Genomic DNA, 24,085 nt, shown 5'->3' on the forward strand with positions numbered 1-24,085 from the left:
CCGGACCGGGGTCACCGCGACCCGGGGCACCGGCCGGCGGCGGGTCACGAGCTGGCGATGGTGACGGTGCACGTCACACCTCCCGGGCAGCCCAGGCCGACCTCGGTGGCCCGGTCGACGGCGATCGTCGCGACGGCGTCGCCCCCGTCGCCCCCGTCGCCGGGCGTGACGTCGTCGCGTACGGTCAGGTCGGCGTCGCCGGGCGCGGGGGCGGTGACCGCGAAGGCCGCCCGGCTGCGCAGCACCAGGGTGCGCAGCCCGCCGGGGTCGTCCACCCGCAGCGCGCAGCCGCCGACGAAGGAGAGCACGTCCCCGGTACGGTCGCAGTCGGCCCGTACCGTCGCCGGGTCCACGGCGGTGCCGTCCCCACCGAGCCGGCCCAGCCAGCCCAGGGCCCCGGCGTCGGTCGGATCACCGCGACCGGCCCGGCCCACCCCGAGCGCGCCGACGAACGCGGCGACCAGCAGCACGGCGACCGCCACCAGCAGCAGCTTCCGCCGGCCGCTCACGGCCGGCCCGTCGAGGCGGGCAGCTCGGTGAACCGGACCAGGTCCACCCCGGCGAAGTACCGCTCGGTGCCCTGGGTCCGGCCGACCGTGACCAGGGTGAGGGTGTGCGCGCCCCGACCGAGCCGGACCGTGCCGACGTCCTCGACGGCACGCAGCGTCGGCTGCTTCGAGAAGCCGAGGAAGGTGCCGCCCACCTGTACCCCGTCGACCTGCCAGATGGTGTTGGCGTAGTCCGGCGCGGTGGTGCGGGACGCGGCGAACGACCAGGTGGCGTCCGCCGGCAGGGTGACGGTGAGACTGACCCGGTCACCCACCGCCAGCCCCTGGAAGAACAGTTGCCGACCACCCGACCAGGTGAGCCCGCAGCAGTCCGGCTGCTCCACCACCTTCACCGCGGCACCCGCCGGTGACTCCGTCGCAGCCCCGGCGATCAGGGTTTCCGCCTCCACCATGACCACCCGGGCGGTGGGCGGGGGTGCGGTGGCATCCGGGCGGCTGAGCAGGTAACCGACCACCGCGCCGACCAGCACCACCAGCGCCACCGCCGCCGCGATCCACGGCCACGGGGCCCGCCGGGGCGGGGCGACCGCGGTGACCTCGTACGTCACCCGGCCGCTGGCGCGGGAACTCTCCTCCGGCGCGGTGTTCGCCGAGTAGGCGAAGCCGGTCATGTCGTACCGCCGGGGTGGGGTGCCGGCCGGCACCGCCAGCCGGACCAGGAACGACACCGAGTTCTGCCCCGGCACCACCCGTCGCGGCTCGGCCACCGTGAACCAGGCCCGTTGGCTGCCCTCGCCCGGCGCGACGTCGAAGACCACGGTGTCCGGCGCGACCCCCGGATTGGAGACGGTGAAGGTCAGCTCGCCCCGGTTGGCCGGGTCGAGGGTGAACTGCTCGGCGGCGGCGACGACGGCCCATTCGGTGGTCATGGCGGCTCCTCAGGCGACGGTCCGGGCGGGGGAGGGGAGCCCGGGGCGGGCACGGTGGCGCGGCCGACCGCCGGCCCGTACGGCACCGGCCCACCGTCGGCGGGCCGGTCCCCGGCGGGTGGGGCGTCGGCGAGGACGACCTCGGCGGTCACCGCCGCCGGCTTCTCCGCCGCGACGATCCGGGCCACCACGGTCAGCAGCCCGGCCGCCTCCTGCGGCACCCGGACGACCAGGTGGAACGGCCGGTCGGCCGGCTCGTCGAGGACGAACCCGGTGACCCCGGTGGCCAGTTCCAGCGCGGTCCGCATCCCGTACGGGGTGCCCCGCCAGCGGGCCAGCAGCGCGCCGTGCGCGACCAGGTCCCGCAGCCGGCCCACGGGCAGCGGCGGCGGGACGTCCGGCCGGGGCGGGCCGAGCACGTGGTCCATCGCCACCCAGCGGGTCAGGTAGCCGGCGAACCCGGCCGGCGTGCGGTACGGGTCGAACAGCACGTCCACGTCGGCGAGCAGCGCCTCGTCCGGGGCGTGCAGCGTCTCCATCACGTCCAGCAGGGCGGCCAGGACGCTGCCCGGCCCGGCGGCCCGCTGGTAGGCCGCCGGCAGCAGCCGTTCAATCGCGGCCCGGCGCATCGTGGCCCACCACCTCGATGTCGTGCTCGCCGGAGCAGAGCAGCCAGGTGTCGGGGACGGTCACCACGTCGGCGGTGGCCTGGTTGGCGCTGGCCACCCAGTCGACGGCGTCGCCGCTGCGGAACACCCCGCGTTCGCCGCCGGCCAGGATCAGCCGGCCGTTCCCGCCCGTTGCCGTGGCGCTGCCGGCGATCGCGTCCACCGGCACGAACCGGGTCCGGTCGCGCAGTGGCAGCCCGCAGTTGACCACCACCGGCTGCCACTGCGGCTGGGTGGCCAGGGTGTCCAGGCGCAGCACCCCGCCGCTCTGCGTGGCGGCCACCGCCATGGTGCCGACGAAGGCGAGGTCCCGGCAGGTGCCGCCGACCCAGCCGGCCTGCACCTGTTGCCACTGCACGTCGGATTCGAACAGCCGGGTGCGGTGGCAGCCCTGCCCCGGCTTCTTGGGGTCCGGCTCGCCCGCGCCCGCCCAGAGCAGGGTGGCCGGGCCGTCGTACTGCACGGTGAGGACCCGGTTGTCCACGTTGGCCAGGCCGACGTGGGTGAAGCTGCCGGGGCGGCCACCGGCGGTGGACAGGTACACCCCGAAACCCGCCTGCGCCGCGACCGCCACGCCCGGCGCACCGCGCTCCGAGACGAACGCCCGGACGGCGTAGAAGCCCCGGTCGGCGTCGGCCGGGTCGACCAGGATCTGCAACGGCACCGCCCCGGGCAGCAGCGAGACCTCGTACAGGCCGGTGTCGGTGGCCAGCAGCAGCGCGCCCGCGCCGTCCCGGTCGATCCAGGCCAGGTCGGTGATCCGGGAGTCCAGGCCGGTCAACGCCGACCAGGTCTCGCCGAGGTCGGTGCTCAGGTGCACCCGGGAACCGCCCGCCGCCCGGGTGGTCACCACCGCCACCGCGCCGGGGCGGGCCAGCACGCCGGGACGGACCGGGGCCGGGGCGGGGGCGACCCGCACCACCGTCTCGTCGTCGTCGAACCGGCCCGCCGGCTCCCAGCCCACCCCCGCGTTGGACGAGCGGAACAGCACCGGGCCCCGGCCGGCGTACCAGGTGCCGGGCTGGTACTGGTCGACGGCGACGGCGCGGACCTGCGCGTCGGGTGCCTCGTCCACCACGAACCGGACCGACTCGACGTAGCGCACCCCCGGCTCGGCGTGCTCCAGCATCCGGTACACGTTGGAGGCGCGCAGCGGCTCACCGAACGCCCAGCCGGTCGGGTTCAACGCGGTGGGCAGCGGGCTGAGCGTCCGGTGCAGCCGGTCGTGGATGCGTCGGCGGACCGCCTCCACGTCCTCCTCCGGTCGGACCACCACCCGGGCCCGGATAGACACCGCCTTGTACCGGGCCCAGCCGGCCCGGCAGCTCGTGCCCAACGCCCGCCGCCGGTCCAGGTCCGCCTCCACCCGGCGGCGGGACTCCTCCACCTCGTGGGCGCGCAGCACCGCCACCGGCAACCGGCCACCCGGCCGGGCCTCGTCCGGCACGTACGGCACCAGCACCACCTCGACCTCGCCGGGGCGGGCGAAGCTGTAGACGGCGGCCCGGGTGAACGCCCGCGCCCGGGACACCCCGCCGGAGCCGGCGGCGAGGATCTCGAAGTCCCGGGCGGTGACCGCGCGTTGCTGGGCGAAGAACTCGTACGGGCCCCGCACCAGCGCCGATTCGAGGCTCTCCAGCTCCCGCCCGCCACCTGCCGGTTCCGGGTTGTCCGCCCGTACCCCGGGCAGCGGGTCCCGCAGGGTGGTCAGGGTGCCGGCGGCGACGTTGCCGGCCCGGCCACCGCCGGCCCGGTACCACAGCCGCACCCGCGCCCCGGCCGGCGGCACCGCCGCGACGGTGACCGGCCCACCGCCCGCCCGTGCGCCGGCCGGCCCCGGGACGCCCGGTCCCACGTCGGCCGGTGCCGGGCCGGGCGGGTCGGCGTCGGACGGGCGCAGGTCCAGCGCCGGGGCGAAGGTGACCAGCCCCGAGCAGCGGTCCACCAGGTAGACCTTGGCCTGCGGGCCGACCCCGGCGAAGCTGTCCACCGGCCGCCACACCTCGTACGTGGCCCCTTCGTGCTCGCGGGCCACCGCGCCCAGCTCCACCGAGCCGGCCGGCACCTCCACCCCGAGCAGCAGGTCCCGCGCCTCGGCGGTACGCGCGAGCGGCGCCCGGGCGGCCCGCAGCGCCTGCCCCGGCTGGCCGGTGCCGACGCCCAGCAGCTCCGCCTCGACCGGTTCACAGTGGTGCATCCGTACGGTCACCTCGTCGGCGTCCGCCGGCAGCAGCGCCGGCTCGGTGGTGACGAAGACGACGGGCCTCGGGTCGATGCCCCGGGCCGCCGCGACTCGGGTGCCCGCCGGGATCCGCACCGCCGCCCGGTCACCGCCGGTCCGGACGAACCGCACGTCGGCCCAGGCCGCCGTCGGCGCGTGCCGGGTGACCCCGAGCAGGTTCAGGAACTGCACGTACGCCTTCTCCGGCAACTGGTTCAGCCGGAAGATCATCACCTCGGTGAGGTGCGCGAACGCCTCCACCAGGGCGATACCCGGATCGTGCGCGGACAGGTCGGTCCAGCCGGGGCAGGACTGCCGGATGCGCTCCCGGGCCTCGGTGACCAGATCGAGGAAGGTGCGGTCGTCCAGGTGCGGCACGGGCAGCGTCATGACCCGTCCCCCTCGGCCCGGCCCCCGGCCGCCGGCTGACCAGCGGCCCGGTGCGCGGGCGGGTCGGCGTCGGCGGGCAGCAGGTCGACGGAGAAGACGAGCTGGCCGGGGGAGAGGCTGGCCCGCACCCGGTAGTCCAGCCGGACCACCAGCCGCCACGGGTCGTCCGGGTCGGGGCCGGCGTCGACGTCGATCACCTCGATCCGGGGCTCCCACCGGCGGATCGCCTGCCGCACGTAGTGGATGGCCAGCCCGGCGGTGGTGTCGTCGTTCGGCGCGAACACCAGCCGGTGCAGCCGGGAGCCGTACCCGGGGCGCATCAGCCGCTCGCCCGGCGTGGTGGACAGCAGCAGGTACAACGCCTGGCGTACCGTCTCGTCGCCGTCGGTCACGGCGAGCCCGCCGGTCGCGGTCGTCGCCAGGCCCCCGGCGCGGCCGGCGTCGAAGCCGGCCCCGACGAACCGCAACGCCCTCACCGGTCGGCCCCCACCAGACGCTGCCGGGCGTCGTGCACCGTGTGCCGGACCAGGTTCGGCGGGGTGCCGTCGGTGAACCCGGCCAGGTGCGACAACACGATCCGGTGCCCGTCGACCCGCAGCCAGTCGCTGTAGCCGACCCGCACCGCGAGGGTCTTCGCGCACGGCTTGACCGTCGGCCCGTAGTTGGGGCAGGCCACGATGTCCCGCCCTACCGGGTCGTCGTCGACCAGCACCGGCGTCCCGGCGACGGTCAGCCAGCCCTGCGACGCCCGGTTCGTGACCCGGCCGTCGTGGTCGCAGGCGATCAGCGAGTCGAGGGTGATCCAGCGCATCAGGCACCTCCGGAGTGGGCGCGGGCGAGCGTGCCGGCCTGTTGCCGGGCGGTCGCCGCGTCCTCGGTCGCGTCGGCGTGCAGGAAGTCGACGCTGCGGGCCCGCACCACCAGCGCCCGACCCGGTGCGGAGAGCACCAGGTCGGTCGCGGCGTGCAGGGTGGTCAGCTCGGGGGTCAGCTCCAGGAAGCTGCCGGCGTCGGTGGCCAGCCGCAGCGTCCGCGCCGCGTCGTCGACCACGATGGTCTGACCGCTGCCGGTCCGCACCGACCAGCGGCCCGCGCGCCCGTCGGCCACCCCCGCGTCGTACGGGGTGACGGTGCCGAACAGGGAGCCCAGCACCACCCCGGCGACCGGGTCACCGCCCGGCAGGGCCAGCAGCACCGTGTCGTCCGGGTCGGGCAGCGCCACGATGCCCTTGTCCCGTCCGGCCCCCGGGCAGAGCACGGCCAGCCAGCCGGCGTCCAGGTCGCCGTACCCGGGCAGCCGCACCCGTACCCGGCCGAGCCGCTCCGGGTCGTCGACGGCGGTGACCACCCCGAGGGTGACCACCGCCCCGCCGGCCGCGACGCGCGACGGGGAGGGCGGCGGGGCGGTGGCGAACCGGGTGAGGTGGCCGCTGCCGTCGACGGTGTGCACCACCTCGGTGAGGACGTACACCCCGGCCAGGTCGTCGGCCACCCCGGCCAGCGCGACCCGACGGCCGGGCCGCAACGCCGGGTCACCCTCGGCGACGCCCTCGGCGGTGACCAGCGCGGCCATCCGGTCGTCCAGGCCGGCCTGGGCGAGCGCGGCCAACTCGTCGTCGCCGCGGACCGGCTGGTCCACCACGGTCCGCACGCCGTCCGCGCCGACCGCCGCCGGGTCCGGACGCAACGGCACCCGCCGGCCGCTGCGCGCGGCGTCCACCCGGTGCCCGAGCGGCTCGGCCCGCTGCGGGTGCCAGCCCAGCGCGGCGCTGCCCCCGGCGGCCCGGTCGAGGTTGGCGGCCAACCGCACCGAGTTCAGCGTCCGGCCCAGGGTCAGCGGCACCGGCTCGCCGTGACCGTCCAACGTGACCAGCCGTACCCGGTCACCCTCGACGGCCAGGTGCAGGCCGGCCCGGCCGGTCACCTCCCGCAGCAGCTCCAGGTCGCTGTGCCGGTGCTGGAGCAGCCGGTCCAGCCGGGGCCCGTCGACCTCGGCGTCGACGTCGAGGCCGACCGCGCCGCACAACTCCCGGGCCAGGTCGGCGGCGGTCACCGCCTCGAAGACCCGTAGCTGCTGCCGCTTGCGCAGCCGGTGCAGCAGGTCGTAGCCGCGCCAGCGGGACAGGGCGGTGCCGTCGGCGGCGTACTCCACCTCGACGCAGGTGACCTCCCCGGTGAACAGCAGATCGTCGCCGAGGCGGACGGCCAGCGTCGCGCCGGTCGGCACCGCCGGGCCGGGACCCGGACCCCGGGCGGCCGGGCCCGGGTCGGCTTCGTACACCACCTCGCACTGGGTGGGCTGGTCGAGGCGGGCGGCCACCCGCACCGACCGGATACGGCGGTCCGCCACGCCGCCCAGCGGCACGCCGTCGAGGAACACCGACGGGCGGGCGCTCACCGCGGACCCCTGTCGGCCTGCTCCGGGCCGGTCCCGCCCGCGCCCCCCACCGGCGACGCCGTGGCGGGTTCCGGCGCGGCGGGCAGGGGCACCGCGAGGGCGGTGCCGGCCGGCACGGCGAACGGGTCGGTGATCCGGTTGTGCTCGGCGAGCAGCCGCCAGCGCAGCGGCGAGCCGAGCGCGTCGTGGGCGAGCAGGTCGAACCGGACCCCGGAGTAGCCGGGCGTGGCCGCACCGTCCCCGGCCGCCACCACCGCCTGCCCCGGGGGCGTCCCGGGCGGGGTGGCGGCGGCCAGTTCCTCGGCGAAGCCCTGCTGCGCCTCGTCGGCCGACTCGGCCACCCGCAGCAGCTTCATCCGCAGCCACGAGCGGCGGGGCGAGCCGGTACGGGTGAACACGTCGAACCGTTCGGCGACGGCCACCACCACCCCGGGCACGTTCCACGTCTTGCCCCAGACCAGCCGGACCAGCGGCGGACGTTGCCAGCCGTGCACCACGGCGGAGTTCTCGGCCAGCATCCACAGCGGCCGGGTGAGGGTCCGTACGTCCCCGGGCCGGGTCGGCCCCTCCACCAGGTCGGTGTCGAAGAGCAGGTCCAGCACCAGTTCGGTACGCCCGCCACCGGTGAAGGCCAGCGGGTCGTCGGCCAGCCCGATCCCGGTGAGCCGCCCCTGCGCGCTGCCCCGCGACCGTACCCCGGCGACCCGGGTGACCTGCACGGTCTGCGGATTGAGCAGGCAGTCGATCCGTACGCCGGACTCGTCGACCAGGAAGGCGACGCGTTCCATCAGGACCCCCGCTGTTCGGCGTCGAGCCGGGCGGACCGGGCGTCGTCGCTGGTGGTGCCCGTCGGCCACCGCCACCCACCGTCGTCGGGCAGCGCCGGCCACGGGTACGTCACCACCGGCTCCGACCCGTGCGCTCCGGGGTCACCCGGCCCGGTCGGGCCGACGTCGGGCAGCGTCGGCCACGGGTCACCGGCCGGGGCCGGGTCGTCCTGCGGCCACCGGGTCGCGGCGATCCGCCGGGTGACGGCCCCGCGCGCCCGTGCTCCGCCGTCGGAGCCCGGGTGGGTTCCGCCGCCGCGCCGACCGCCCGTGACCGGGCCGCCCGCCGGGCCGAAACCGGTGCCGTCCCCGCCGGCCGGGCCGCCGGTTGCCATGCCGGTGCCGTCCGCCGACGCCGCGTCGGACCCCGTCCACCCGGTCCGTGGTCCGCCGTCCGGCCGTCGCCCGGCGTTGGCCCCGGTGTCCGTCGCACGCTCCGGTCGACCCTGGCCGGCGCGGTCCGGCCACCCCGGCGGGGCGATGCCCGACGGGCCGGTGACCGGCGGCGGTACGTCGGACGTCGGCTGGCGCGCGCCGGCCGACGGGTGCGTGCCCAGGTCCCCGGCGTCGGACGCCTCCGCCGCCCACGGGCCGGCCTGCGTCCGGGGCCCCGGGTCGGGTTTCGTTCCCGGCTCCGGGTCGGCTTCCGTCGTCGGTGGGTGGGGCGGGATGATCCGTCGCAGGCCGGGTCGGAGCAGCCACCCGAGCCCGGCACGGACCGTCCACCCCGGACCGGGACGCGCTGCCGCCGGGCCGGGTCGGTCAGCCGTTGCCGGGTCCGGGCGGTCAGCCGTTGCCGGGTCCGGGCCGTCGGCCGTTGCCGGGTCCGGGTCGTGGGGCGGGCGCGCACGGTCAGCCGGGGGCGGGTGCGTCGGTGCCCGGTCCGGGCCGGGTGCCGGCGTCGGGTGCGCGCGGTGACCCGCCGACGCGGCGGTCGGGGTGACCGCCGCCGGGCCGGCTGGTCGGGGGCGGTGGGTGCCGGTCACCGGGCCCGGCACCGGCGACGACCCCCACGGCCCGGTCGGCGGGCTGGGGGCGGGCGGCGGCACCTCGACGGGCGGGTGTGCGGGGTGCCGGTCGGCGGTGGGGGCACCGGTCCGGGGCGGGTACGCCGGGGGCTCGGCGGACGCCGGGGCGGACTGTCCGCGTACCCCCGGGTGGGGTGCGGGCCACGGGCCGGTGCTCGGCGGCGGACCCGGCGGGTCGGCGGCGGCCGGCCCGACCAGGTCGTGCAGCAGGCCGGGGGCGTGCGCGGCGACCGTCCGCAGCCAGTGCTCCGGCGGTTGCCCCGGCCCGCGCGATGCCGGGACCGGTCCGGCCCACCGGGCGCCGGGGACGGTGGACGGCGTGGCCGGGTCGGCCGGAGCGGGGGCCACCGCGTCGGCGGCGGCCCGCAGCCGGGTGGCCAGCCAGTCACGCGGTCGTGGACGCCGCGGCACTGCCGTCCTCCAACTCCAGCCCCTCGTAGGCGAGGGTCAGCGCCACGATGGCGATCTCCTGGGACAGGGTGTGCAGGTGCGCGCCGCGCCACCGCATCGGCCACGCGTTTATCAGGTTCCAGCGCAGCACCTCGGCGGTGCCGGCGGCGTCCAGCAGCACCACCGACACGTTGCGGCGGCTCACCGTCCCGGTCGCCGCGCCGTGCACCCAGTCCCACAGCTCCCGCGACGGGGTGAGGCCGAAGTGCAGGGTCACCGGCGCGTAGTCGACCTGCCCCGGGACCGACCGCACCCGGTCGTTGCCGGCCTCCCGGTAGGACAGCCGGCCGATCGTCATCTCCAGGCCGCTGACCTCGGTGAAGTGTCCGTTGGTGATGCCGTTGATGAGCAGCTTGAAGTGGTACGCCCGGTACGGGTCGACCGGTGCGCCCGGTTGCGGGGTGGCCGGGGTCGGCATGTCAGCCTCCGATCGTCTCGGTGTCGGTGCCGCCGGCCCACTGGCTCAGCTTGAACACCACGAACTCCGCCGGCTTGACCACCGCGATGCCGATGTGCGCGACCACCATCCCGGCGTCGCGGACGTCGACCGGGTTGGTCTCCTCGTCGCACTTGACGAAGAACGCCTCCTCGGGGGTGCGCCCCAGCAGCGCCCCGTCGCGCCACACCCTGGTCAGGAACGCGCCGATGTCGCGGCGGATGGAGCGCCACAGCGAGTAGTCGTTGGGTTCGAACACCATCCACCGGGTGCCGCCCGCGATGGCCTGCTCGATGGAGATCGACAGCCGGCGGACGTTGAGGTACCGCCACTCGCTGGCCTCGGCGGCCAGGGTCCGGGCCCCCCACACCCGGATGCCCTCCCCGGCGAAGTACCTGATGACGTTGACCCCCCTGGGGTTGAGCACGTCGTGTTCCGAGCGGGTGACCAGGTACTCCAGGTCGACCGCGCCGCGTACCGGCTCGTTGGCGGGGGCCTTGTGCACCCCGCGCAGCGCGTCGGTACGCGCCCAGATGCCGGCCATGTGCCCGCTCGGCGGGGTGAGCACCAGCTCGCCGGTGAGCGGGTCACGCACCCGCAGCCAGGGGAAGTAGTAGGTGCCGTAGTCGGACTGCCGGGCCCGGTGGGCGGTGCCGGTGTCGGCGTCGGCCGGCTCGCCGGCCTTGCCGTCGGCCGGTTTTCCGTCGCCGGGCTTGCCGGCGCGCGCGGGGGTGGCCACCCGGGTCAGCGTCGAGATGTCCTCGATGCCGGGCGGCGGGTCGCAGATCGCCACCATGGTGCGCAGCCGCTCGGCCATGCTCAACAGCGCCTCGTGCGACACCGGGTCGTGGAAGCCGGGCGCGGCGAGGATGGCCACCTCGTCGATCGCCTCCACCAGTTGCAGCCCGGTGCGTCGCTGCCCGGTGCCGGTGAGCTGCCCGCCGGCGCCGACGTTGACCACCCAGCAGCGGCTGCCGCCGTTGTCGAGGAAGCCGAAGACCGCCCGGGCCAGCGGGGTGCTCTCCAGGTCGTCACCGTCGGCGTACAGCCGCAGGAACTCCGACCAGCTGGTGACGGCCAGCGCCCGGTCGACGTGGGCGGTGCGGTTCGGCGCGACCCCGACGAACGCGGCGACGGCCATCCCGACCGGCCCGATGGGTCGGGCGGCGCTGGGCACCTCCTCGACGTAGATGCCGGGGGAGAAGTAGTGGGGCATCGGTCCTCCTGTACGGCCGGTCCCCGGCTCAGCGGGCCGGGGGTTCGCAGACGATGACGATGTCCGCGTCGGCCGGGTCGACCTCGGCGGTGAGGGTGCGGCCCCGGCCGACCAGGCGCAGCCGGACCGGCTGGTCGGGGTGGTCCGGGTCGTGCGGGACACCGGCGAGCCGGAACCGTCCGCCCGCGTCGGTGTGGGTGGCGTACGGGGTGCCGACCAGTTCCACCCGCAGCGCCGCCAGGGGTTGCTGCTGCGGGCCGACCACCCGGCCGACGAGGTCGCGCAGGTCCAGCCGGCGCAGCCGCAGCGGATGCAGCACGGGCGGCGCGACCGGCGGCGTGGACGTCACCTGGGCCGGCACGTCGACCAGCAGCGCCGGCCGGGGGGCGACGCCCAGCGTCACCCACAGCGCCGGGTCACCGGCCTCCAGCACCAGTTCCGGTTCGCCGGCCGTGGCGGCGGCGGTCAGCACCCGGTCCAGCCCGGCCAGCGCGGCCGGCCCGGCGGCGGCGACCAGGTAGCGGATCGTGAACCGGTACGGCGTGGGCGTCCCGGTGCCCCGGGTCTGCCGGGCCGGCCGCAGGGCCAGCGGCCACAGGGTCAGCCCGACGCCCCCGTCGGCGGGCGGGCCGACCGGTACGTCCTCGCCGGCCGCCCCGGCCAGCCAGGCGGCCAGCTCGGCGGTGGCCGCCTCGACCGGTCCCGGCCCGTCGCCGGTCATCGCGGCGGCGTCCCCTGGATGCGGTACGCGATGGCCTCGTTCCACACGTGCGGGTAGACGCCGATCTCGAAGTACCGGGTGAACCGGTTGATCGGTGCGTTGGCGTGGTCGTGCCAGAGCAGCCACACCGGGGCGATGGTGAACAGCACGTAGTTGAGCGCCACCAGCGGCAGGTAGAGCGGGCCGAGCAGCCGGGCCTGGAGGATGTGCACGTCCTCGTGGCGTTGGATGCCGGGGCCGGCGCCGGCGCAGACCGTGCCGATGGTGGTGGCGTAGCGCGGGGACACCCCCTCGACCAGGCTGACCCGGCAGCTGTGCTGCGAGGTGGGCCGGTCCAGCGAGTGGCCGGCGACCAGGTGCAGGGCGAGGTAGAGCGCCCCGGCGGCGGTGTTCGGCAGGCTCCAGGTGTGGTCGACGACGAACAGGGCCACCCCACGGGCGTCCGGGCCGTACACCCGGGCGGCGGCGACCGACCAGCCGAACGGGACCCCGACGAGCAGGCCGACGACCGTGCCGACCAGCAGGCCGACCGGGCCACCGGTGGTCACCCCGAGCGCCGCCCCGCACAGGACGTGGACGGCGGCGCTGACGATTCCGTAGACCATGACACGCCTCCTCAGACCCAGGAGCGGACGAAGCGGGGCTCCCGCCCCTGGGCGAGCTGGCCGGGGGTGGCCCGGGTGGGCTGCCGGTTGCCGGACGGTAGCTGGTTGACGCCCAGCGCGGCGGAGAAGATGACCAGCCCGTTGAAGAACGCGATCAGCCACTTCTCGCCGCCCGCGTCGGTGGCGAACGCCGCGGTGGCGTACGACAGGAGCAGCGCCACGCCCAGGGCGATCCACTTGCGGGCCCTGTCGCTGTCCGGGCCGAGCAGGCCACCGATGACGTTGGCGGTGAGCAGGGTGGCGGCGCTGGCACCGGCCACGGTGCCGAGGGCGGCCCAGGTGAAGAGATCGTTCACGGCGATCCCCCTTCGGATGGTGCGGGACGGGCGGGGGCGGCCGGGGTGGCGGCGGTGCCGCCCCGACGGCGCAGCAGGACGGCGGTGACCCCGCCGGCCAGCAGGAGGAGCACGAGGGCCGCCACGGTCACCGGCAGCCATCCGAAGCCGCCCGGGTCGTCGGTGCCGGCCGCGGCGGCCGGGCTGGCCGACGGGGTGGGTCGCGGCGGGGCCTCGGCGATCGCCCGCAGCTCGGCCGGTTTGGGCTCGCTGGCGACGACCTTCCAGGTGACCGAGCGCCCGGTGAGCGTGCCGTTGGAATCGATCACCCGGCCGGGAAAGGTCACCGAGATCTCGAACGACATGAGATGCAGGAACCGCTGTTGGTTCTGGGGATCCTGTTCGGCCACCTTCCCGCCGTATTTCTTGGGGTCGAGCGGCAGGCTGAACCGGTAGAGATCACCGTCGCGGACGAGCTTCACGCTCTCGCTGGTGAAGTTCTTCAGCGGGGTGTGCCGATAAGTGATCTGCGCGCCGTAGAAACGCTCGTCCTCGTAGACGGTTTCCTCGCCGGCGGGCAGGGCGGGGATGTTCTCCCGCAGTTCGGCGTAGGCGACCGCGAGGTTCTTGTTGCGGCTGCTGAGCACCGACTTCTCCGCGGTGAGCAGGAGTTGCCCGTCGACGGTGTCGTCGGCGTTGACGGTCAGCCCCAGGTTGAGCTGCATGCATCCGGCCAGCAGGGTCAGCAGGGCCAGACACACCGTGAGCCGTGCCAACCTGCCGCGTCCGCGTCCGGTATTCATGGGCACATTGTGTGTGATCCACTTCACACCGGGCAGTCGGCGATCGGTCAGATGGCTGTCTCCGATCTTACCGATCCGCTTATCGGTCCAGCCGTCACGGAAATGGTCCGCCGGTCGATATCCTGAAGGGTCGGCATCGATTACCGGCCATTGTGGATGATCGCCGCGCCCCATTTCGGCGTCCGCTAGATCTGCGTTAAATCTCGGCGGCGACGGGTGCTGAACACGCCGGCCGCAGCCTGGGGACATGCATGCCGACGCCGAACAGGCAAGCCCGACCGAACGCAGCCGCCACGACCCACGACGGCCCGCTGCCCGCCCCGCCCGACCCCGCACCCCCACCCCGGGTGCGACGCCGGGCATCCTCGCCACCGGCGCCTGCCTCCCCGAGCAGGTGGTGACCAACGCTTCGCTGGCCGCGGCGCTCGGCGTCACGGCCGACTGGATCGTCGACCGGACCGGGGTCCACGAACGCCGGGCCGCCGCGCCCGGCGAGGCCACCTCCGACCTGGCCACCCACGCCGCCCGGCAGGCCCTCGACCGGGCCGGCGTCGACCCCGCCGACGTCGGCCTGATCATCCTGGGCACCTCGACCCCGGACCTGCCGCTGCCCGCCACCGCCTGCCGGGTGCAGGCCAACCTCGGTGCGTGGGGCGCGTACGCGATGGACCTGGACGCCGTCTGCACCGGCTTCGTCTACGCCCTGGACGTCGCCCACAAGATCATGCGGTGCGACCCGGCCATCAGGTACGCCGTGGTGATCGGCGCGGACACCTACTCGCGCATCCTCGACTACACCGACCGGCGCACCTCGGTGCTCTTCGGCGACGGCGCGGGCGCGGTGGTGCTGGGCCGCTCCGCCGACGCCGCCGGCATCGCCTACACCCGGCTGGGCAGCGACGGCCGCCAGCACGACCTGGTGCGGATCCCCGCTGGTGGCAGCCGCGCCCCGGCCAGCACCGCCACCGTCGCCCACGGCGGGCACCACTTCACGATGGACGGCCGGGCGGTACGCGCGTTCGCCGAACGCAAGCTGCCGGAACTCGTCGCCGACGCCACCGCCGCCTGCGGGCTGACCGTCGCCGACCTCGACCTGCTCGTCCCGCACCAGGCCAACGTGCGGCTGCTGCGCGAGGTGACCAAGGAGATCGGCTTCGTCGCCGACCAGGTGGCGATCAGCGGCACCCACTACGGCAACACCGGCGCGGCGTCCGTGCCGGTCACCCTCGACGCGGCGATCGACGCCGGCCGGGTCCGCCCCGGGGCCCGGGTCCTGCTCGCCGCCTTCGGCGGGGGGATGACCTGGGGAAGCGCCCTGATCACCTGGCCCGGTGGCACGGCCGGCCAGCCGACCCACGAGGAGCCACCGGCATGAGCATCCTGTCCGACTACGCCAAGCGCACCCCCGGCTCGAAGGAACACTTCGCCCGGGTCGGCGCGATGATCCCGGCCGGCGCGACCCGCAGCCTCAACTCCTGGCCGCCGTACCCGGTCTACCTGGAACGGGGGGCCGGCGGCACGGTCTGGGACGTCGACGGCAACGCCTACCGCGACTTCCTGGCCAACTACACCGGCCTGCCGCTGGGCTACGCCGACCCGGACGTCACCGCCGCCATCCGGGAGCAGTTGCCGCACGGTACCTCCCACTCGTTCTCCCGCACGTTGGAGGCCGAGCTGGCGGGGCTGCTGGTGGCACGGGTGCCGAGCCTGGAGCGGGTCCGGTTCACCGGCTCCGGCACCGAGGCGGTGATGTTCGCGTTGCGCCTGGCGCGGGCCCACACCGGTCGCCCGCTGGTCGCCAAGGCCGAGGGCGGCTACCACGGCACCACCGACGACGTCATGATCAGCGTACGGCCGCCGGCCGACCTCGCCGGTGACGTCCGGTCGCCCGCCTCCGTGCCGGAGATGCGGGGCATCCCCGCCTCGCGTACCCGGGAAACCGTGGTGGTGCCGTTCAACGACGTCGCCGCGTCGCAGGAGATCCTGCGCACCCACGCCGACCGGCTGGCGGCGCTGGTGCTCGAACCGGTGCTCGGCGTCGGCGGGATGATCCCGGCCACCGCCGAGTACCTGACCGCGATGCGGGCCACCTGCGACGAACTGGGCATCCTGCTGGTCTTCGACGAGGTGATCACGCTGCGGCTGGCGTACGGCGGCGCGCAGCAGGCGTACGGCGTCACCCCCGACCTGACCACCATGGGCAAGATCATCGGCGGTGGGCTGCCGATCGGCGCGTACGGCGGCCGGGCCGACATCATGGGACTGCTCGAACCCCGGGGCGGCACCGACGTCTACGACTCCCGCTCCGGCGGCCCCGCGCTCTACCAGGGCGGCACGTTCACCGGCAACGCGCTGAGCGTCGCCGCCGGCATCGTCACCCTCGGCAAGCTCGACGCGGCCACCATCGACGCGCTCAACCGCACCGGTGACCTGCTGCGCCGCGAGCTGACCGGGGTGTTCGCCGACGCGTCGGTCGACGCCGTCGTCACCGGTGTCGGATCGCTGTTCAACATCCACATCGGCCCGCGCCGGGTCGAGGTGTTCCGCGACGTCCGCGCCGTCGACGCCGCCCGCCAGCAGGCCTTCTTCCTGGGCCTGCTCAACCACGGCGTGATCGTCGCCCCCCGGGGCATGGGCTGCGTCACCACCTGCACCACCCCGGATGACGTCGCGGCCTTCACCGCCGCCGTCCGGCTCACCCTGCACGACATCACCGAGGCCGGCTGAGAGGGCACGACGATGCAGATCACCTGGACGCAGGAGCAACACGCCCGCCGGGAACGGTTCCGCCGCTTCGCCGCGACGACCGTCGCCCCCGGCACCGCCGAGCGCGACCGCGCCGGCGTCTTCGACACCAAGTCCTGGCAGGCGCTGGCCGACGAGGGCTTCTGGACCGCCCACCTGCCCCGCGAGCACGGCGGCGACGGCGGCACCCTGTGGGACTTCCTGGCCGGGCTGGAAGGGCTCGCCCAGGGCGCGGACGACTCCGGTTTCGTGCTGTCCGCCGTCGCCCACGCCGGCCTGCTGCACGTATTGTGCGAACACGGCACCCCCGAACAGCGTCGTCGGCTGCTCCCGGCGCTGGCCGGCGGCGCGGTGGGCGCCACCGCCGCCACCGAACCGGCCGGCGGCTCCCACGTCGCCGCCGTCGGCACCCGGGCCAGCGTGCACGGCGTCGACGACTGGCGGCTCACCGGGCACAAGGCACACATCACCAACGCGCCCGTCGCCGACCACCTGCTGATCGTCGGCCGGCTCGACGGCATCGGCGCCCGGGACATCACCCTGTTCGTGCTGGACCGCGACCGCCCCGGCGTCGACACCGGCGTCGCCGAGGACCTGCTGGGCCAGCGGACCAGCCCCACCGGGCCGATCATCCTGGACGGGGTGCCGGTCGGCCCGGCCGACGTGGTCGGGCCACCCGGTGACGGGCTCGCCACCCTCTACTCGTTCCTGGCCTTCGACCGGCTCATGTACGGCGTCGTGGTCGCCGCCCAACTGGAGGCGCTGCTGCCCGTGGTGCTGCGCCGCTGCGCCGAACGGCGGGCGTTCGGCGTACCCATCGGCGAGCACGAGTTCATCCAGGACAAGGTCGTCGGCATCCGGACCACCATCGAGTCGGCCCGGCACCTCGCCTACGCCGCCGCCGACGCGCTGGTCCGGGGCGACGACACGTACAGCGCGCTCGCCTCCTGCGCCAAGCTGGCCGCCTCCGAGGGCGCGGTCCGGTCCACCGTCGAACTGGTCCAGATCTTCGGGCACGCCGGCTACGACCGTACCGGCGGCATCGAGCGGCACCTGCGCGACGCCGTCGCCATCCGGATCGCCGGTGGCACCACCGAGATGCAGAAGAAGAACATCTACAAGGACGTGGTTCGCCGCTACGCCGTCCCGGGGGTGCCGGCGTGACCGCCCCGACCGGCTCCGGCCGGGTGACCGCACCCGTCGTCGGGTCCGCTCCGGCCGTCGGCGGGGTGGGCGGTGCCGGTGTGGGCCAGGGGCGTCGGGTCGAGGGGGAGCGGACCCGGGTGGTCCGCGAGGACGACTGCGCGACCCGGTGGGGCAACGAGGGCCTGATGGTCCTGTCCACCCCGGCCATGCTGGGCCTGATGGAACAGACCTGCGTTGAGGTGCTCGCCCCGGTGCTGACAGCCGGCGAGATGACCGTCGGCGTCGGCGTGACGCTGACCCACGCGGCGGCGGCCGGTCGCGGCGAGCCGGTCACCTACCGGGTCGCGCTCACCGTCGTGGGCCGTGACGTCGACGTCGACTTCACCGTGGTCGGCCCGACCGGGACGGTGCTCGGTCACGGCTCCCACCGGCGTCGGGTCGTCGACCGGGCCGCCTTCCTCCGCCGACTGGCACCCCCGGCCGGCTAGCCCACCGCACCGGGCCCCGGCCGGCACCCCCGGCCGGGGCCCCGGGACACCCGCGCCCTCGGCCCGTGCCCCCGGCCCGCGCCCTCGTGCGGTGATCAAGAGGTTCGCGTCACCGGCCACGGCATTTCCTGACGCAAACCTCTTGATCACGCGGGCGGGAGTGGGCCGGGGGGTGGGCGGGAGCGGGGTGGGGTGTGGGTGGGTGGTGGGGTGCCGGGGGTGTCGGGGTGACTACTGTTCGTCCCTGGTGGACAGGGTCGGAAGGGCGGGTCGGGTGGCTACGTCGCAGGTGGACCGCTCGGGTCGGGCCGGCACGCCCCTGCGGGCGGTCCTGCGGTCGCCCGGCTGGGTGGGCTGGGCGGTCGCCACCTTCGGGGCCCGGCTGCCGGTGGCGATGGCCCCGCTGGCACTGGTCTTCGCCGGCCGGGCGCTCAGCGACGGCTACCTGCTCAGCGGCCTGCTGGTCGGCGCGCACACCATCGGCGAGGCGGCCGCGGCACCGGCCGCCGGGGCGCTGATCGACAGGTGGAACCCGCGTCGCGTGCTGGCCGGATGCCTGGTGGCCGAGGCGCTGCTGTTCCTGGCCGCCGCCGTGGTGGTCGGCACCGGTGGCGGCACGGCGCTGCTGGTCGTCCTGGTCACGTTGGCCGGTGCGGTGCCGGCCGGCGCGCCGGGCGGCCTGCGGTCGATGCTCACCCACCTGGTCGACGCGGCCGTGCTGCCCCGGGCGCTGTCCCTGGACACGGTGCTCAACCAGGTCTGCTGGGGGCTCGGACCGGTGCTGGTCGGGGTGACGGTCGCCGCCGTCTCGCCCGCCGCCGGTGTGGGCCTGATCGCGCTGCCGGCGGCGGTCGCCGCCGGGGCGGCCCTGCGCCTGCCCGACGCGGCGTCGGCGCGGCCCGCCGCCGGCCGCAGCCGGGTGCTGCCGGTGCTGCGCCTGCTGGCCCGCACCCTGGCGTTGACCGCCGCGCTGCGGGTCCTGCTCGGGGTGCTGACGGTCGCGGCGGTGCCGCTGTTCACCGGCAGCGGGCAGCCGTCGCTGGCCGGGCTGGCCCTCGCCGCGTACGCGGTCGGGACCGGCCTCGGCAGCGTCCTGTACAGCATGCGGAGCTGGCCGGGCGGCCACCAGCGGCAGGCCGACGTCGCCCTGCTGGTGCTCGGCCTGGTGGTCGCGTTCGCGGTGGTCGCGCGACCGCACGCCGTCGCGCTGCTGACGCTGTACGCCGTCGCCGGGTTCTGCGAGGGGCCGACCGTGCTGGCCCGGTCGCTGCACCTGGAACGGATCCTGCCGCCCGACCGCCGGGCCACCGGCTTCTCCCTCCAGTACGCGGCGATCGGCTGGGGGTTCGCCGTGGGCAGCATGGTGCTGGCGCCCCTGTTGACCCGCTGGGGCGCGGCCCCGGTGGTCGCCGGGGCGGGGCTGGCGGTGGCGGCGCTCGCCCTCGCGGCGGCCCTGCTGCCGTCGCGGGCCGAACAGGGCCGGTGACCCGTCACCGGTACGCCGACCCGGACCATCCGGCCGCTGCTGACCGACGGGCGTCCGACTGCTCGCTGAGCGCCGGGTCGCCGTCGAGCACCTGCCGGTGCAGCCGCTGCAACGCCGGCCCCGGCTCGATGCCCACCCCGTCGGCAAGCGTCTGGCGGAGGTCGCGGTACACCGCGAGGGCGTCGGCCCGGCGGCCCACCTGGCACAGCGCCCGCATCTGCATGTCGCGCAGCCGTTCCCGCTCGGGGTGGAGGGTGACCAGCGCGGCCAGTTCCTCGACGGCCTCGTCGTACCAGCCGAGGCGCAGGTAGGCGTCGGCGCGCATCTCGATGGCGAGCAGCCGCCGCTCACCGAGCCGCCGGCTCTCGGCCAGGATCGAGGGGGACGGGTCGACGTCGGCGAGCGGATCCCCCCGCCAGGCGGCCAGCGCCTCGGACAGGGCCCGGACCGCGTCGTCGAGCCGGCCCGCCGCGAAGGCGGCGCGACCCCGTAGCACGTTGGCGTCGAAGAGGTGGCTGTCGACGTCGCCGCGTGCCAACCGCAGTTTGTAGCCACCCGGGCCGGTGATGATGGCCCGCCCCACCGACGGGGGCAGACTGCGCCGGAGGCGGAAGACGTACTGCCGGATCAGGTTGCCGGCGGAGGCGGGTGGTTCGTCGGGCCACACCTCGTGGGCCAGGCGTTCCACCGGGATGAGCACATTTCCGTTGACCGTCAGGACCGCCATCAGTTTGCGTTGTTTGGGAGCGTTGATGCAGTAGTTCTGCCCGGGAAGTATCACATATGTGCCGAGTATGCCGAACTTCACGAATCCCCCACGATGCGCGTGCCCCCGTACCGTCAGTGCCCACCACTGATTGAAGCCAGTCGATCAATAATGACGGTGTCGCGCCATCTCCGTTCGGCTGTGCCGCTGCGGTAAGGAGCAGATCTCGCTTGTGGCCGTGACGAAAGCGGTGTGAGATCGGCGGTGGGACGTCGGGCCCGGACGGGCCACACCAGGGGAAGAGGACCGCGCGCCGTGAACACCGCCACCGAGAACCGAACCGTCCCGCCCCCGGTGGTCCGGGCCGCCCGTACCGGTGTCGCGGTGGTCTTCGCCCTCAACGGCCTCGCCGTCGCCACCTGGTTCTCCCGGGTCCCGGCGGTCCGCGACGCCCTCGGCCTCAGCGCCGGCCGGCTCGGACTGCTGCTGCTGGCCATGTCCGGGGGTGCGGTGCTGGCGCTGACCAGCGCCGGCCTGGTGACCCAGCGGCTCGGCCCGGCCCGCACCGTCGTCGCCTCGACCGTGCTGGTGGCGGTCGGCCTGGTCGGGGTGGGCGTCGCCACCCCGCTCGGCTCGCTGCCCGGCGTCGCGGTCGGCCTGTTCGCCCTCGGCTACGGCTCCGGCACCTGCGACGTGGGCATGAACGTCGAGGGCGCGGCGGTGGAGAAACGGCTCGGCCGCACCATCCTGCCCCGCTTCCACGCCGCCTGGAGCCTCGGCTCGGTGGCCGGCGCCGGGCTCGGCGCGGGCGCGGCCCGGCTCGGTGTGCCGATCACCGTGCACCTGGCGGTGCTGGCGGCGGTGGTGCTCGGCGGCACCCTGCTCGGGGCGCGCAACTTCCTGCCCGCCCTGCCCGCCTCCACCGCCGACGGTGCCGCCTCGGCCCGCCGGGGTGGCCTGCTCGCGGCCTGGCGGGAGCCGCGCACCCTGCTCATCGGGGCGCTGGTGCTGGTGATGGCGTTCACCGAGGGCAGCGCCAACGACTGGCTGGCGGTCGCCTTCGTCGACGGCTACGGGGTCAGCGAGGCCGCCGGGGCCGCCGTCTTCGGGGTCTTCGTCGCCGGCATGACCATCGGCCGGACCGTCGGCACCGTGGCCATCGACCGGTGGGGCCGGGTACCGGTGCTGATCGGCACGATCCTGCTGGCCGCCGCCGGCTCCCTGCTGGCGGTGCTGGCCGGCTCCGGTCCGCTGGCCGTCGTCGGGGTGGTCCTCTGGGGGCTCGGCGCGTCGCTCGGCTTCCCGGTCGGGATGAGCGCCGCCGCCGACGACGAGGAGCGCGCCCCCGCCCGGGTCAGCGTCGTCGCGGTGCTCGGCTACACGTCGTTCCTGGCCAGCCCGCCGCTGCTCGGTCTGCTCGGCGACCACGTCGGCATCCTGCACGCCCTGCTGGTGGTGCCGGTGCTGCTGATCCCCACCCTGGCACTGGTGCCGGCGACCCGTCCGCCGGCCGGAACCGCGCCGCAGACACCCGCCGGCCCGGTACAGAAAAACTAACAGTCGTCGGTCCCGGCCGGTATCGGGTGCGCGGCCGTTACGCCGGGTCACCGCCGCTGGCTAGGGTCGCCGGATGCCAACCGAGATCACCGCCGCAGCGGCGGGCCGCTGGACCCTGGGCGACCGCACCGTGCACCGGATGGGCTTCGGCTCGATGCGGCTCACCGCCCACCCCGACCGGGACCGGGCGCTGCGCGTCCTGCGCCGGGCCGTCGAACTGGGGGTCGACCACATCGACACCGCCGCCTTCTACGTCTCACCGGGCGGCACCCTGAAGGTCGGCACCGGCCCCGCCCGGTACGCCACCGAACTGATCCGCGCCGCGCTCGCCCCGTACCCGGAAGAACTGGTCGTCGCCACCAAGGTCGGCTTCCGGGCCGACCCGACGACCGGCCTGCACGAGGAGACCGGCCCGGCACAGCTGCGCGCCCAGGTGGAGGAGAACCTGCGCAGGCTCGGCCGCGACCACCTCGACCTGGTCAACCTGCGGATCGTCAAGCGGCCCGCGCCGGACTCCGTGGCGGAACGCTTCGGCGCGCTGGCCGACCTGCGCGACGCCGGCCTGATCCGGCACCTGGGCCTGTCCAACGTCCGCCTCGACCACCTCGACGAGGCGCAGCGCATTGCCCCGGTGGTCTGCGTGCAGAACAACTACGCCCTGGACAACCGCGGCGACCAGGACGCCCTGGTCCGCGAGTGCGGTGCCCGGGGGATCGCCTACGTGCCGTTCTTCGCGCTGGCCGGGGCCAACCGGGAGGGCGGGGCCCGCACCGACCACGACGCGGCCGTACGCGCCGTCGCCCGTGCCCACGACGCCACCCCGCAGCAGGTCCGCCTCGCCTGGACGCTGCACCAGGGCCCGCACGTGCTGGCCATCCCCGGCACCGGCGACCCGGCCCACCTGGTCGAGAACGTCGCCGCCGGGGCGCTGCGACTCACCCCCGACGAGCTGGCCGCCCTCGACCGGTCGTGAACGGGCCGCTCAGCCGGCTGTCACCGGGTTCGCAGCGTCCTTGCAGGTGGGGGTGCTCCACTGGAGGGACGCCGAGGAGAGGACGGGCAGATGGGCTGGTTCAGCCGACGGACCCGGGCTGACGAGGGCCTCCCCACCAAGCTCGACCGGGAGGCCAACCGGGACGACCTGACCGCGTTGGCGGACTTCGTGGCCGCCCACCGGGGGGTGGAGTTCTATCTCGAACCCGAAACCACCGCCACCGACACCACAGTGGTGGCGATCGCGCACGACGGGGAGTGGATCCGCCGCCGCACCGGCTCCCCGCGTACGGCTGCGAAGCTGGCCCACCGGCACGCGGTGCCCCTCTACGAGGCGGCGAAGACCGGTTACCCGGAGCGGATGCGGGCCTGGAACCGGGCCCACCCCGAGCGCCGCCTGCGCTGATCCCCGGTCGCGCGGGGTGGGGGTGACCTGTCGGGTGCGGCCGCCGGCCGTCCCGGCGGCTGCGGGGCAGGGGTGTGGGTAGTCCTCGCGGGTCCTTTCGAGCTGATGACGATGACGGATCGGCCCGCCGGGTGGGGCGACCCATACCACCGGGCCAGGGGCGACCGCAACTGCCCGGCTGGCGCGGCTCTACCGCGCCGGACGGATGGCTCTGCGGCACCGGATAGGCGCGGTGCTGCCGGCACCGGATGGGCGTGGCGTTGCCGGCACCGGATGGGTGACGCCGGTGGCATCGGATGGGCGCGACCCTGGGGCACCGGACGGGCGTGGACCTGCGTCAGCGGCGTGGGCCGCCCCGGGGCGGCGGGTGGGGTGGCCCGCGCTGTCCGGCCGACCACCGTCCGGTCAGGCCGGACCGGGGCGGGCCCCGAATCGTTGACGTCATCAGCTCGACAGCATGCGGAAGAGGTATCCCGTCCTCCCCGGGACCGTCCTCCCCGGGACCGTCCGCGCGGGGACGGCCTGCCTCGTCACGGGGGTCGATCGGTGCCGTCGCGGGGCCGGTGGCCGCCGTTGACCTCGGGGTGAGGAGTGTGGCAGCATTCGCGGCCTGACGGCAGTGAAGGAAGTCGGTGCGATTCCGACGCGGTCCCGCCACTGTCACCGGGGAGCGATCCCCCCTCGTGGGTCACGACCGTGCGTGCACGGTTGGAAGGCCGGGGGTGAGCGTCGATCCGGGAGCCAGGATACTTCGGCCGTCGGAGAACCCCAGGGCGTGGACACCCGAGGAGGACCCGATGACGCACCGCGTCACTGCCGACCCGACTACGGTCGGTGATTTCCGCATCACCGTAGAGCCCGCGCCGCCGCGTGCTTCTTTCTCTGCCACCGTCGCCGGCCGTCGCCGGGGCGGTCTGCCTGCCACGTACCGCTGACGGCCGGTCCGGGTGCCCCGCCGCAGGCGGGGTGCGTCGTACCTCCGCCGCCGCTGACCGGCGTCCCTCCCGCCCCGTCCAGCCCGGC

The 24,085-nt window shown here is 75.5% G+C and carries 24 protein-coding genes and 1 riboswitch; of the genes, 8 read left to right on the forward strand and 16 right to left on the reverse strand.

Annotated elements, in window-relative coordinates:
• Positions 1–44 precede the first annotated feature (44 nt).
• Genes ACN260_RS12295 through ACN260_RS12365 form a run of 15 tightly spaced genes read right to left on the reverse strand, consistent with a single transcriptional unit; the run spans position 45 to position 13,535 of the window.
• Positions 45–509: a hypothetical protein gene (locus tag ACN260_RS12295; RefSeq protein ID WP_422756089.1), complete on the reverse strand. Its 465-nt coding sequence runs from the start codon at positions 507–509 to the stop codon at positions 45–47.
• A complete protein-coding gene (locus ACN260_RS12300) occupies positions 506–1,438 on the reverse strand; it encodes a hypothetical protein (RefSeq protein WP_422756090.1) in 933 nt (310 codons plus the stop codon). Before ACN260_RS12300 ends, ACN260_RS12295 begins: the two co-directional genes overlap by 4 nt.
• Positions 1,435–2,067: a phage tail protein gene (locus ACN260_RS12305; protein WP_422756091.1), complete on the reverse strand. Its 633-nt coding sequence runs from the start codon at positions 2,065–2,067 to the stop codon at positions 1,435–1,437. The genes ACN260_RS12300 and ACN260_RS12305 overlap by 4 nt, the downstream gene beginning before the upstream one ends.
• A complete protein-coding gene (locus ACN260_RS12310; RefSeq protein ID WP_422756092.1) occupies positions 2,048–4,717 on the reverse strand; it encodes a putative baseplate assembly protein in 2,670 nt (889 codons plus the stop codon). Before ACN260_RS12310 ends, ACN260_RS12305 begins: the two co-directional genes overlap by 20 nt.
• Positions 4,714–5,193 carry a GPW/gp25 family protein gene (locus ACN260_RS12315; protein WP_422756093.1) on the reverse strand — a complete coding sequence of 160 codons (480 nt, stop codon included), beginning with the start codon at positions 5,191–5,193 and terminating at the stop codon, positions 4,714–4,716. Before ACN260_RS12315 ends, ACN260_RS12310 begins: the two co-directional genes overlap by 4 nt.
• Complete coding sequence (locus ACN260_RS12320) at positions 5,190–5,528, reverse strand: hypothetical protein (RefSeq protein WP_088647668.1); 339 nt, start codon at positions 5,526–5,528, stop codon at positions 5,190–5,192. The genes ACN260_RS12315 and ACN260_RS12320 overlap by 4 nt, the downstream gene beginning before the upstream one ends.
• Positions 5,528–7,114 (reverse strand): phage baseplate assembly protein V, encoded by a 1,587-nt coding sequence (locus tag ACN260_RS12325; protein WP_422756094.1) that lies wholly within the window; start codon positions 7,112–7,114, stop codon positions 5,528–5,530. The genes ACN260_RS12320 and ACN260_RS12325 overlap by 1 nt, the downstream gene beginning before the upstream one ends.
• Entirely contained in the window at positions 7,111–7,902 is a 792-nt protein-coding gene (locus ACN260_RS12330; RefSeq protein ID WP_422756095.1) for a hypothetical protein, read from the reverse strand. The genes ACN260_RS12325 and ACN260_RS12330 overlap by 4 nt, the downstream gene beginning before the upstream one ends.
• The gene (locus ACN260_RS12335; RefSeq protein WP_422756096.1) at positions 7,902–9,380 is read right to left on the reverse strand and encodes a hypothetical protein; all 1,479 of its coding nucleotides are present in this window, start codon (positions 9,378–9,380) and stop codon (positions 7,902–7,904) included. The genes ACN260_RS12330 and ACN260_RS12335 overlap by 1 nt, the downstream gene beginning before the upstream one ends.
• Positions 9,355–9,837 carry a phage tail protein gene (locus ACN260_RS12340; protein ID WP_204960571.1) on the reverse strand — a complete coding sequence of 161 codons (483 nt, stop codon included), beginning with the start codon at positions 9,835–9,837 and terminating at the stop codon, positions 9,355–9,357. Before ACN260_RS12340 ends, ACN260_RS12335 begins: the two co-directional genes overlap by 26 nt.
• 1 nt (position 9,838) lies before the next feature.
• On the reverse strand, positions 9,839–11,071 hold the full coding sequence (locus ACN260_RS12345; RefSeq protein ID WP_422756097.1) for a phage tail sheath family protein: 1,233 nt from the start codon (positions 11,069–11,071) through the stop codon (positions 9,839–9,841).
• Between the two features lie 28 nt (positions 11,072–11,099).
• Positions 11,100–11,792 (reverse strand): carboxypeptidase regulatory-like domain-containing protein, encoded by a 693-nt coding sequence (locus tag ACN260_RS12350; RefSeq protein WP_422756098.1) that lies wholly within the window; start codon positions 11,790–11,792, stop codon positions 11,100–11,102.
• Complete coding sequence (locus ACN260_RS12355; protein WP_422756099.1) at positions 11,789–12,397, reverse strand: glycine zipper family protein; 609 nt, start codon at positions 12,395–12,397, stop codon at positions 11,789–11,791. The genes ACN260_RS12350 and ACN260_RS12355 overlap by 4 nt, the downstream gene beginning before the upstream one ends.
• Before the next feature lie 11 nt (positions 12,398–12,408).
• The gene (locus ACN260_RS12360; RefSeq protein WP_421482384.1) at positions 12,409–12,753 is read right to left on the reverse strand and encodes a hypothetical protein; all 345 of its coding nucleotides are present in this window, start codon (positions 12,751–12,753) and stop codon (positions 12,409–12,411) included.
• A complete protein-coding gene (locus ACN260_RS12365) occupies positions 12,750–13,535 on the reverse strand; it encodes an LppM family (lipo)protein (RefSeq protein ID WP_422756100.1) in 786 nt (261 codons plus the stop codon). The genes ACN260_RS12360 and ACN260_RS12365 overlap by 4 nt, the downstream gene beginning before the upstream one ends.
• A 247-nt stretch (positions 13,536–13,782) precedes the next feature.
• Between ACN260_RS12365 and ACN260_RS12370 the strand changes: the two genes are divergently transcribed.
• From ACN260_RS12370 to ACN260_RS12390, 5 genes are all read left to right on the forward strand, one after another.
• The gene (locus ACN260_RS12370; protein WP_422756101.1) at positions 13,783–14,910 is read left to right on the forward strand and encodes a 3-oxoacyl-ACP synthase III family protein; all 1,128 of its coding nucleotides are present in this window, start codon (positions 13,783–13,785) and stop codon (positions 14,908–14,910) included.
• The gene (locus tag ACN260_RS12375) at positions 14,907–16,262 is read left to right on the forward strand and encodes an aspartate aminotransferase family protein (RefSeq protein WP_422756102.1); all 1,356 of its coding nucleotides are present in this window, start codon (positions 14,907–14,909) and stop codon (positions 16,260–16,262) included. The genes ACN260_RS12370 and ACN260_RS12375 overlap by 4 nt, the downstream gene beginning before the upstream one ends.
• A 12-nt stretch (positions 16,263–16,274) precedes the next feature.
• Positions 16,275–17,444 (forward strand): acyl-CoA dehydrogenase family protein, encoded by a 1,170-nt coding sequence (locus ACN260_RS12380; RefSeq protein WP_422756103.1) that lies wholly within the window; start codon positions 16,275–16,277, stop codon positions 17,442–17,444.
• Complete coding sequence (locus tag ACN260_RS12385) at positions 17,441–17,914, forward strand: thioesterase family protein (RefSeq protein WP_422756104.1); 474 nt, start codon at positions 17,441–17,443, stop codon at positions 17,912–17,914. The genes ACN260_RS12380 and ACN260_RS12385 overlap by 4 nt, the downstream gene beginning before the upstream one ends.
• 274 nt (positions 17,915–18,188) lie before the next feature.
• The gene (locus ACN260_RS12390; RefSeq protein ID WP_422756105.1) at positions 18,189–19,400 is read left to right on the forward strand and encodes an MFS transporter; all 1,212 of its coding nucleotides are present in this window, start codon (positions 18,189–18,191) and stop codon (positions 19,398–19,400) included.
• Positions 19,401–19,404: 4 nt separating this feature from the next.
• Here the strand turns inward: ACN260_RS12390 and ACN260_RS12395 are convergent, their stop codons facing one another.
• A complete protein-coding gene (locus ACN260_RS12395) occupies positions 19,405–20,208 on the reverse strand; it encodes an AfsR/SARP family transcriptional regulator (RefSeq protein WP_422756106.1) in 804 nt (267 codons plus the stop codon).
• Positions 20,209–20,421: 213 nt separating this feature from the next.
• On the opposite strand from ACN260_RS12395, the gene ACN260_RS12400 reads away from it, so the two are divergent.
• The 3 genes from ACN260_RS12400 to ACN260_RS12410 all read left to right on the forward strand — a co-directional run bounded on the left by ACN260_RS12400 (position 20,422) and on the right by ACN260_RS12410 (position 23,062).
• Entirely contained in the window at positions 20,422–21,663 is a 1,242-nt protein-coding gene (locus ACN260_RS12400) for an MFS transporter (RefSeq protein WP_422756107.1), read from the forward strand.
• A 73-nt stretch (positions 21,664–21,736) separates the two neighbouring features.
• A complete protein-coding gene (locus ACN260_RS12405) occupies positions 21,737–22,636 on the forward strand; it encodes an aldo/keto reductase (RefSeq protein WP_422756108.1) in 900 nt (299 codons plus the stop codon).
• Between the two features lie 90 nt (positions 22,637–22,726).
• Positions 22,727–23,062, forward strand: a complete 336-nt coding sequence (locus tag ACN260_RS12410) for a hypothetical protein (protein ID WP_422756109.1) — start codon at positions 22,727–22,729, stop codon at positions 23,060–23,062.
• A gap of 622 nt (positions 23,063–23,684) precedes the next feature.
• Positions 23,685–23,814: riboswitch (cobalamin riboswitch) on the forward strand.
• Positions 23,815–24,085 lie beyond the last annotated feature (271 nt).

The organism is Micromonospora sp. WMMD708, from assembly GCF_049315245.1.
Lineage (GTDB): Bacteria > Actinomycetota > Actinomycetes > Mycobacteriales > Micromonosporaceae > Micromonospora > Micromonospora wenchangensis.

Bases quoted from the DNA above. Each gene is read 5' to 3' on its own strand.
- ACN260_RS12410 (WP_422756109.1), top strand. From the start codon at position 22,727: ATGGGCTGGTTCAGCCGACGGACCCGGGCTGACGAGGGCCTCCCCACC.
- ACN260_RS12345 (WP_422756097.1), bottom strand. From the start codon at position 11,071: ATGCCCCACTACTTCTCCCCCGGCATCTACGTCGAGGAGGTGCCCAGC.
- ACN260_RS12305 (WP_422756091.1), bottom strand. From the start codon at position 2,067: ATGCGCCGGGCCGCGATTGAACGGCTGCTGCCGGCGGCCTACCAGCGG.
- ACN260_RS12375 (WP_422756102.1), top strand. From the start codon at position 14,907: ATGAGCATCCTGTCCGACTACGCCAAGCGCACCCCCGGCTCGAAGGAA.
- ACN260_RS12355 (WP_422756099.1), bottom strand. From the start codon at position 12,397: ATGGTCTACGGAATCGTCAGCGCCGCCGTCCACGTCCTGTGCGGGGCG.
- ACN260_RS12350 (WP_422756098.1), bottom strand. From the start codon at position 11,792: ATGACCGGCGACGGGCCGGGACCGGTCGAGGCGGCCACCGCCGAGCTG.
- ACN260_RS12365 (WP_422756100.1), bottom strand. From the start codon at position 13,535: ATGAATACCGGACGCGGACGCGGCAGGTTGGCACGGCTCACGGTGTGT.
- ACN260_RS12405 (WP_422756108.1), top strand. From the start codon at position 21,737: ATGCCAACCGAGATCACCGCCGCAGCGGCGGGCCGCTGGACCCTGGGC.
- ACN260_RS12340 (WP_204960571.1), bottom strand. From the start codon at position 9,837: ATGCCGACCCCGGCCACCCCGCAACCGGGCGCACCGGTCGACCCGTAC.
- ACN260_RS12380 (WP_422756103.1), top strand. From the start codon at position 16,275: ATGCAGATCACCTGGACGCAGGAGCAACACGCCCGCCGGGAACGGTTC.
- ACN260_RS12320 (WP_088647668.1), bottom strand. From the start codon at position 5,528: ATGCGCTGGATCACCCTCGACTCGCTGATCGCCTGCGACCACGACGGC.
- ACN260_RS12370 (WP_422756101.1), top strand. From the start codon at position 13,783: ATGCATGCCGACGCCGAACAGGCAAGCCCGACCGAACGCAGCCGCCAC.
- ACN260_RS12330 (WP_422756095.1), bottom strand. From the start codon at position 7,902: ATGGAACGCGTCGCCTTCCTGGTCGACGAGTCCGGCGTACGGATCGAC.
- ACN260_RS12300 (WP_422756090.1), bottom strand. From the start codon at position 1,438: ATGACCACCGAATGGGCCGTCGTCGCCGCCGCCGAGCAGTTCACCCTC.
- ACN260_RS12310 (WP_422756092.1), bottom strand. From the start codon at position 4,717: ATGACGCTGCCCGTGCCGCACCTGGACGACCGCACCTTCCTCGATCTG.